At 37.0% G+C, this 7,268-nt stretch carries 6 protein-coding genes; 5 read left to right on the forward strand and 1 reads right to left on the reverse strand.

The features are described from left to right. The first annotated feature begins 161 nt into the window (after positions 1-161). From ACH0B5_RS05700 to ACH0B5_RS05710, 3 genes are read left to right on the forward strand one after another with little or no spacing between them, the layout of a single operon-like run. Positions 162-1,172 carry a methionine ABC transporter ATP-binding protein gene (locus tag ACH0B5_RS05700; protein WP_341361755.1) on the forward strand — a complete coding sequence of 337 codons (1,011 nt, stop codon included), beginning with the start codon at positions 162-164 and terminating at the stop codon, positions 1,170-1,172. After that, the gene (locus ACH0B5_RS05705; RefSeq protein ID WP_191706119.1) at positions 1,165-1,833 is read left to right on the forward strand and encodes a methionine ABC transporter permease; all 669 of its coding nucleotides are present in this window, start codon (positions 1,165-1,167) and stop codon (positions 1,831-1,833) included. Before ACH0B5_RS05700 ends, ACH0B5_RS05705 begins: the two co-directional genes overlap by 8 nt. 12 nt (positions 1,834-1,845) lie before the next feature. Further along, positions 1,846-2,682, forward strand: coding sequence for a MetQ/NlpA family ABC transporter substrate-binding protein (locus ACH0B5_RS05710; protein ID WP_341361756.1), 837 nt, complete (start codon positions 1,846-1,848; stop codon positions 2,680-2,682). 64 nt (positions 2,683-2,746) lie between these two features. On the opposite strand, the gene ACH0B5_RS05715 is transcribed toward ACH0B5_RS05710, so the two are convergent. Beyond that, complete coding sequence (locus ACH0B5_RS05715) at positions 2,747-3,943, reverse strand: pyridoxal phosphate-dependent aminotransferase (protein WP_158599706.1); 1,197 nt, start codon at positions 3,941-3,943, stop codon at positions 2,747-2,749. 151 nt (positions 3,944-4,094) lie between these two features. Here ACH0B5_RS05715 and ACH0B5_RS05720 point away from each other — a divergent pair, with 151 nt between their 5' ends. Then, positions 4,095-4,886: a carbon-nitrogen family hydrolase gene (locus tag ACH0B5_RS05720; RefSeq protein WP_122972456.1), complete on the forward strand. Its 792-nt coding sequence runs from the start codon at positions 4,095-4,097 to the stop codon at positions 4,884-4,886. 249 nt (positions 4,887-5,135) lie between these two features. Further along, positions 5,136-7,133 (forward strand): penicillin-binding protein PBP4(5), encoded by a 1,998-nt coding sequence (gene pbp4, locus ACH0B5_RS05725; protein WP_122972455.1) that lies wholly within the window; start codon positions 5,136-5,138, stop codon positions 7,131-7,133. Positions 7,134-7,268 lie beyond the last annotated feature (135 nt).

The following is a 7,268-nucleotide window of genomic DNA, read 5'->3' on the forward strand; positions in this document are numbered from 1 at the left end:
GAAATTTTTTTATTTTAGTTAAAATTATAAAAATAGTTTATTATTTTATGAATCTAACAATTTCTCTGTATTTATTGACAATACAGAGATTTCAATGTATTTTGATAAAATATAGAAATTTAGTTGGTATTAACTAAATGCTAACCAGTGAGGAGAAGTGCATGCTAGAGTTTCAAAATATTACGAAAATATATGAATCTAAAAAGAAACAAATAGTCGGTGTAGATAACGTCTCTCTAACGATTAATAAAGGCGATATTTTTGGTATCGTTGGTTATTCAGGTGCAGGGAAAAGTTCATTGCTTCGCTGTGTCAATCTTTTAGAAAGACCGACTAGTGGGAAGATACTTGTAGATGGTATCGATTTAACAAAACTGCCCGGTAGTAAATTGCGGATTGCCCGATTGAAAATTGGGATGATTTTCCAACATTTTTATTTAATTAGTCAAAAGACCGTTGGAGAGAACATTGCATTTGCTTTACGTGCAGCAAAGACTCCTAAAAATAAAATCCCGACAAAAGTTACGGAATTACTAGAAATGGTAGGGTTAACGGACAAACGAGATGTATATCCTGGGCAACTTAGTGGTGGTCAGAAGCAACGAGTTGGAATTGCTCGTGCCCTTGCCAACAATCCCTCCATTTTACTTTGCGATGAAGCAACTTCTGCACTGGATCCGAAAACGACCCTTTCCATATTAAAGTTGTTAAAAGAAATTAATCAACGATTGGGCATTACGATTGTATTAATTACTCACGAAATGGATGTTGTTAAGGAAATTTGTAATCGAATGGCGATTATGCAGGATGGTCGGGTTATTGAAGAAGGGGAAGTGTATGATATCTTCGCAGAACCAAAGGAGCCTTTAACGAAGGAATTTATTAATAGTGTCGTATCTTTTGAGATTCCAAATGAAATCTTAAAAGAAGTAAATGGACAAGTGATAAAAATTTTGTTTAAAGGTGATGTCGCAGGAGAAGGTGTTATTTCAGATACGATGCAACGTTTTGATGTGAAAGGGAACTTTTTACATGGCACGATTGAATATATTCAAGAACGTCCACTTGGGATTTTTATCATGGAATTACAAGGTGAAACAGCCGCTGTTAATGAGGCCAAGCATTATATGGAACAACGAGGCGCGCTAGTGGAGGTGATTGAACATGTTTGATTTTCCGTATTTTATTAGTATGTTGCCAGATATTTGGAAAGCCTTTACTGAAACGCTAATTATGATAGGAATCTCCCTTTCAATTTCCCTCATCATTGGATTACCCCTTGGTGTATTGTTGTTTGTTACAGATAAAGGGTTATTTTGGGAAAATCGATTTGTCAAAAGTATTTTCGGATTTGCAGTGAATATTATTAGGTCGATACCTTTTATTATTTTACTCGTTGCGTTATTTCCATTAACGAAATTACTAGTAGGAAGTACAATTGGCCCTGTTGCGGCAAGTGTATCCCTTTCGGTAGCAGCGATTCCTTATTTTGCCCGTTTAGTTGAATCGTCATTAAGAGATATCGATAAAGGGGTAATTGAAGCAACAATCGCAGTGGGAGCTACACCGTGGATGATTATAACAGATGTCCTTATTCCAGAGGCGAAATCAACGATTATTCGCGGGATTACTTTAACCGTTATTAGTTTAGTTGCTTACTCTGCGATGGCAGGAACAATTGGTGGAGGTGGTATCGGTGATTTAGCGATTCGGTTCGGCTATTACCGTTATGACGATACAATTATGATTTCAACTGTGGTCATTTTAATTATTTTCGTACAACTCATTCAATTAATTGGCGAACAGATTGCAAAATCAATCGATAAACGATAAGGAGAGATAGATGTGAAAAAGTATTTATTAACATTTTTAACCCTTGCATTAGCGATAATACTTGCGGCATGTGGTGGAAACGATGAAGGGACTTCATCGAACGAAGGTGGAGAAAGCAAAGAGATTAAATTGGGGGCTACGGCAGGTCCTTATAGTGACATGTTAACAAAAGCAATTATTCCCCAATTAGAGGAAAAAGGTTACAAAGTGGAACTAGTTGAATTTAGTGATTATGTTCAACCAAATAATGCTTTAAACAATGGGGATATTGATGCGAATCTTTTCCAACATTCCATTTACTTAGAAACTTTTGAACAGCAAAATGATATGGATTTAGAAGCATTAATTTCAGTACCTACAGCACCAATGGGCTTCTTCTCCGAAAAGTATAAATCTGTGGAGGAAATTGAAGACGGGGCAACAGTTGCGATTGCAAACGACCCATCTAACGCTGCTCGTACCCTTTTAACATTACAGGCTCAGGGACTTATTGAAATTGATCCCAATATTGACGAGTTAACGGCTTCAGAAAAAGATATCGTAAAAAATGATAAAAACTTAGTGTTCCAACCAGTAGAGGCAGGTTCCCTTCCGCGTCAAATTGAAAATGCGGACGTAGCCGGTGTACCTGGTAACTTTGCCCTAGCTGCAGGATTAGATTTAATGAATGCGGTATTTTTAGAAGATATGAATGAAAAGTATCGTAATGTTGTTGCTATTAAAGCAGAAAATAAAGATAGTCAGTTAGCAAAAGATTTAGTTGAAATTATTGAATCAGTTGAATATGAAGAAGTAATTGATAAAGACTTCCAAGGTTTTAGTAAACCAGAGTGGATGGTTAATCGCTAATAGATAAAAAAGGTTAAGGCGTTTGAATAAACGCTTTAACCTTTTCTTTTTTATTATTTTAAGTTCAATTTGATTTCGTTATTGAAATCGGTTCGCCTTTAAATAAACCTAACGCTTCGATACGACTTATCGCTTCTTTTAACCGACTTTCATCTACTAATAAGCCGACTCGAATGTAACCTTCTCCATACTCACCGAAGCCGTTACCAGCCGCAACTGCTACGTTTGCTTTTTCAAGTAAAAGATCGGCAAATTGTTCACTCGTATAGCCTTCAGGAACTTTTAACCATGCAAAAAATGAACCTTTTGGCGCCACTACGTCCCAACCAATGCGATGGGCTTCTTCAATGAAAACATTACGTCTTCTTTCGTAAATGGCAAGTTGTTCTTCTACACAATGCTGATCTTCGTTTAGAGCGGCAATTGCGGCATGTTGAATAGCAGGGAAGATGCTACAGAATAGATGATCTTGAATTAAGTTTAAAGCGGCAATAATATCTGCGTTACCTACTGCAAATCCAACCCGCCAACCGGCCATATTGTACGTTTTAGATAGCGTGTAAAGTTCAACTCCAACTTCTTTAGCTCCTTCTATTTGGAGGAAACTCGGAGGACGTTCACCATCAAATCCAAGGGCACCGTAAGCAAAATCGTGAACAACGGCTACATCATTTTGCTTTGCAAAGTCAACCGTTTGTTGGAAAAACTCAAGAGTGGCAGTGGCGCCAGTTGGATTATTTGGATAATTTAAATACATTAATTTTGCTCTTTGTTTTATTTCATCAGATAATGATTCATAATCTGGTAAAAAGTCGTTATCCTCGGTCAGCGGAAGCGTATCGTAATGGACATCACCAAGGACAACTCCTGATAAATAATCGGGATAACCCGGATCAGGAAGAAGCATATAATCTCCAGGATTTAGAACAGCGATCGGCAACTCAACTAAGCCAATTTTAGAACCACCTAGTATGGCAACTTCACGGTTTGGATCGATATCGACACCGTATTCCCGTTTATAAAAATTGGCAGCTGCTTCCTTTAATTGTTGAATTCCTTGGAAAGGCGAGTACTTATGGGTTTGAGGGTCTTCTGCTGCCAATTGCAGTGCACTCACAATATGTGGTGGTGTTGGGCGGTCTGGATTTCCCTGTCCTAAATTGATAACATCTCGACCTTCTGCAATCGCTGCATTAACCTTTTGTACAAGGGATGCAAAAAATTGAGTAGGGAGTTTTTGCAGTTTATTAGATAATTTCATTATTCATTCCTCTTCTTCCCATTTTATTCTTTTTCTTAAACTAACTACATAGTATAATCGCTATACTTTGTATCAAATTCAGAATATAATTACTATTAGATATGTAGGAATAATAGTACTTTTAAGTAAAAATGTCTAGGGGGTTATCGCAATGAAAATCGGATGTATTCAGCTAAATGTTAGATTTGGAAAAGTAGATGAAAATTTCGAACGTGCTGAAAAATTTATTCGCGAAGCAGCAAGTAAAGGTGCGGAAATTGTTATTTTACCTGAAATGTGGAATACAGGTTATGCATTAGAAAAATTAGGTGAAATAGCTGATCACGAAGGTATTCGTACAAAGGCGTTTTTACAAAGCTTATCAACGGAACTAGGCATGCATATTGTTGGTGGTTCAGTAGCAACAGAGCGTGACGGTAAGTTTTATAATACGATGTATGTTTATAACCATAATGGCGAGCTTGTGAGCGAATATAATAAAGCCCATTTATTTAGATTGATGAATGAAGAAAAATATTTAGAATCAGGTAATGAAATGAATCTTTTTAGTTTAGGAGAATTAGAAGCTGGTGGTGTCATTTGCTATGATATTCGATTCCCTGAATGGTTGCGTGCCCATGCATTAGCGGGGGCAAAAGTGTTATTTGTTTCTGCCCAATGGCCAACCCCTCGTATTGATCATTGGAAAACACTATTACAGGCGAGAGCAATTGAAAACCAATGTTTTGTCGTTGCAGTAAATCGTATCTCCCATAAAGTTGAAAATTATAACGGACAATCGATGATCATCGAACCGTGGGGAGAAGTATTATGGACAGGGGCAGAGGATGAAGAACTTGCTATTATTGATGTAGATTTTTCAAAAGTAGATGAAGTTCGTAGTCGCATTCCTGTTTATGACGATCGCCGTCCTGGTCTGTATAGTGGAGTAGTAGAGGAGTAAATTTAACATTTACAAATTCTTAACTTTCATTTATGCAACAATTTTAAGATTTTACATAAGCTATAGCAGACCTCTCGGGGCTTTCGAGCTTTGGGGGGTTTTATACATTCTATTGACCATATTTTTTGATTTCCAATTTATATTGAATTTTATAAATTTCGGTAATATGGTAAGGTGGTAATAGATTCGTTCAAAAGCTTTTTAAAATATGTAGAAATATACTATAGAAGTAATTGTAGGGGGGATTATATGAAAAATAAAAAATGGATTGTCATATTATCTATTGTACTTGTTGTTTTACTAGCAGGTGGTTCCGTCTTTGGTTATTCCCAATGGCAATCGGCCAAAAAGGAAGAACGATTAAAGGATGCGGCAAAGGCTTGGGTTTCAGCCATTGAGAAACAATCCTTTGATAAAATACCGAGTCTTGTGACATCCGATTCTCTTAAAGCTGCAGGTTATACAAAGGAAACCGTTGTTGAGAAATATGATGCTATTTATGGTGGTATTGGTGTTTCCAATATGAAGATTGATTATGAAATATCAGAAGATCATACATTAAGTTATACTGCTACTTTTGATACTGTCCTAGGTACTATTTCATCGATTCCTTATAAAACAAAGCTGGTTGAAGATGGGGATACTTATAAAATTGACTGGACTGCAGAATTAATTTTCCCTGGCATGCTTTCAGACGATAAAATTCGCTACACAGTGGATGAAGCCCAACGAGGAAGTATTATTGACCGCAATGGAAAACCTCTTGCCTTTAATACAACAACTTATCAGGCTGGAGTTGTACCTCAAAATTTAGGCGAAGGACAAGCAAGGACTTCTAAAATTGCTAATATTGCGAAACAGTTAGGCATATCGGCTGAATTTATCGAAGAACAGTTATCCCAAAGTTGGGTACAGCCGGACTATTTTGTTCCACTCAAAACATTAGCCTATGGAACGGAAGCGACAGTTATTGATGGCGTATCATATCAAGAAGTACAAACCCGTGCATATCCACTAGCGGATGCTGCAGCCCAATTAACGGGCTATGTTGGTGAAGTAACTGCGGAAGATATTGAAAAGGACCCGACATTACAATCGGGTGATATTATCGGAAGAAGCGGTCTCGAGCTAACATTTAACGATGAACTCCGTGGAGAAAACGGTGGAGAAATTTATATTGAAACAGCAAATGGTGAAAAACGCGCAACGATTCAACAAGTGGAAAAAAAGGATGGACAAGACATTCAAGTAACTGTTGATGCACAAGTGCAACAAGTAGCTTTTGATTCGTTGGAAAACGCGGCCGGTTCTACAGTTGTAATGGAGCCGAAATCCGGTAACTTATTAGCCCTTGTTAGTAAACCTTCTTTTGATCCGAATTTATTTGTCGTAGGTATTACGCAAGATCAATACGATGTGTACAACAATGATGAAAATAAACCGTTTATTAGCCGTTTTTCAACACGTTATGCACCTGGTTCAACCTTTAAACCAATTACTGCTTCTATTGGGTTAGAGGCTGGTGTTACTACTGTTGATAAAACTCGCGAAATATCTGGTTTGCAATGGCAAAAAGATGACTCATGGGGGAACTATAAAATTTCCCGTGTGACGGAAACAGATGTAGTCAATTTAGAAACAGCACTTGTGAAATCAGATAATATTTACTTTGCCCAAGAAGTATTGGAAATGGGAGAAGACACGTTCCGTGAAGGGTTAAATAAGCTTACTTTTGGTGAAAATTATGACCTTCCGTTAACAATGGAACCTGCTCAAATTTCCAACGAAAAGTCGTTTGGTTCCGAAATTTTACTTGCGGATACTGCTTATGGACAAGGTCAATTATTAATGTCTCCTATTCAAATGGCAGCAAACTATTCCGTTTTTGCTAATGATGGCGTATTAACTTATCCGAAGCTATTAGTAGATGCTGAAAGTAAAACGAAGGAAGTTTTTGCAAAAGAAACCGTAGATACAATTAAACCAATGCTTATGAAAGTCGTTACATCTTCTGAAGGGACGGCAAATAGTCTAAAAGGTGTAGGTAATCTTGCTGCTAAAACTGGTACAGCAGAGTTAAAAGGTTCGCAAGGAGAACGTGGAGTAGAAAATAGCTTAATATTTGCCTTTGATGCGAATGATTCAAGTTACTTAACGGTTTCGATTGTAGAAAATCATCGGGAAGTAGAAAAAACAGCAACGGAACTCATTAAACCAGTCATTCAATTTTTAGAAAAAGTTCAATAATTTTTTAATGAAAGAGCCTAACTTTTGTTAGGTTCTTTTTTATTAATTCTTTTAAAACCACGTGCTCTGCACGTGTGAAAATATACTTTTAGAGTGGTAATGGAGATGGAATTAAAAACTCCTCTCGATATAATG

Source organism: Ureibacillus sp. 179-F W5.1 NHS (assembly GCF_045369345.1).
Lineage (GTDB): Bacteria > Bacillota > Bacilli > Bacillales_A > Planococcaceae > Ureibacillus > Ureibacillus halotolerans.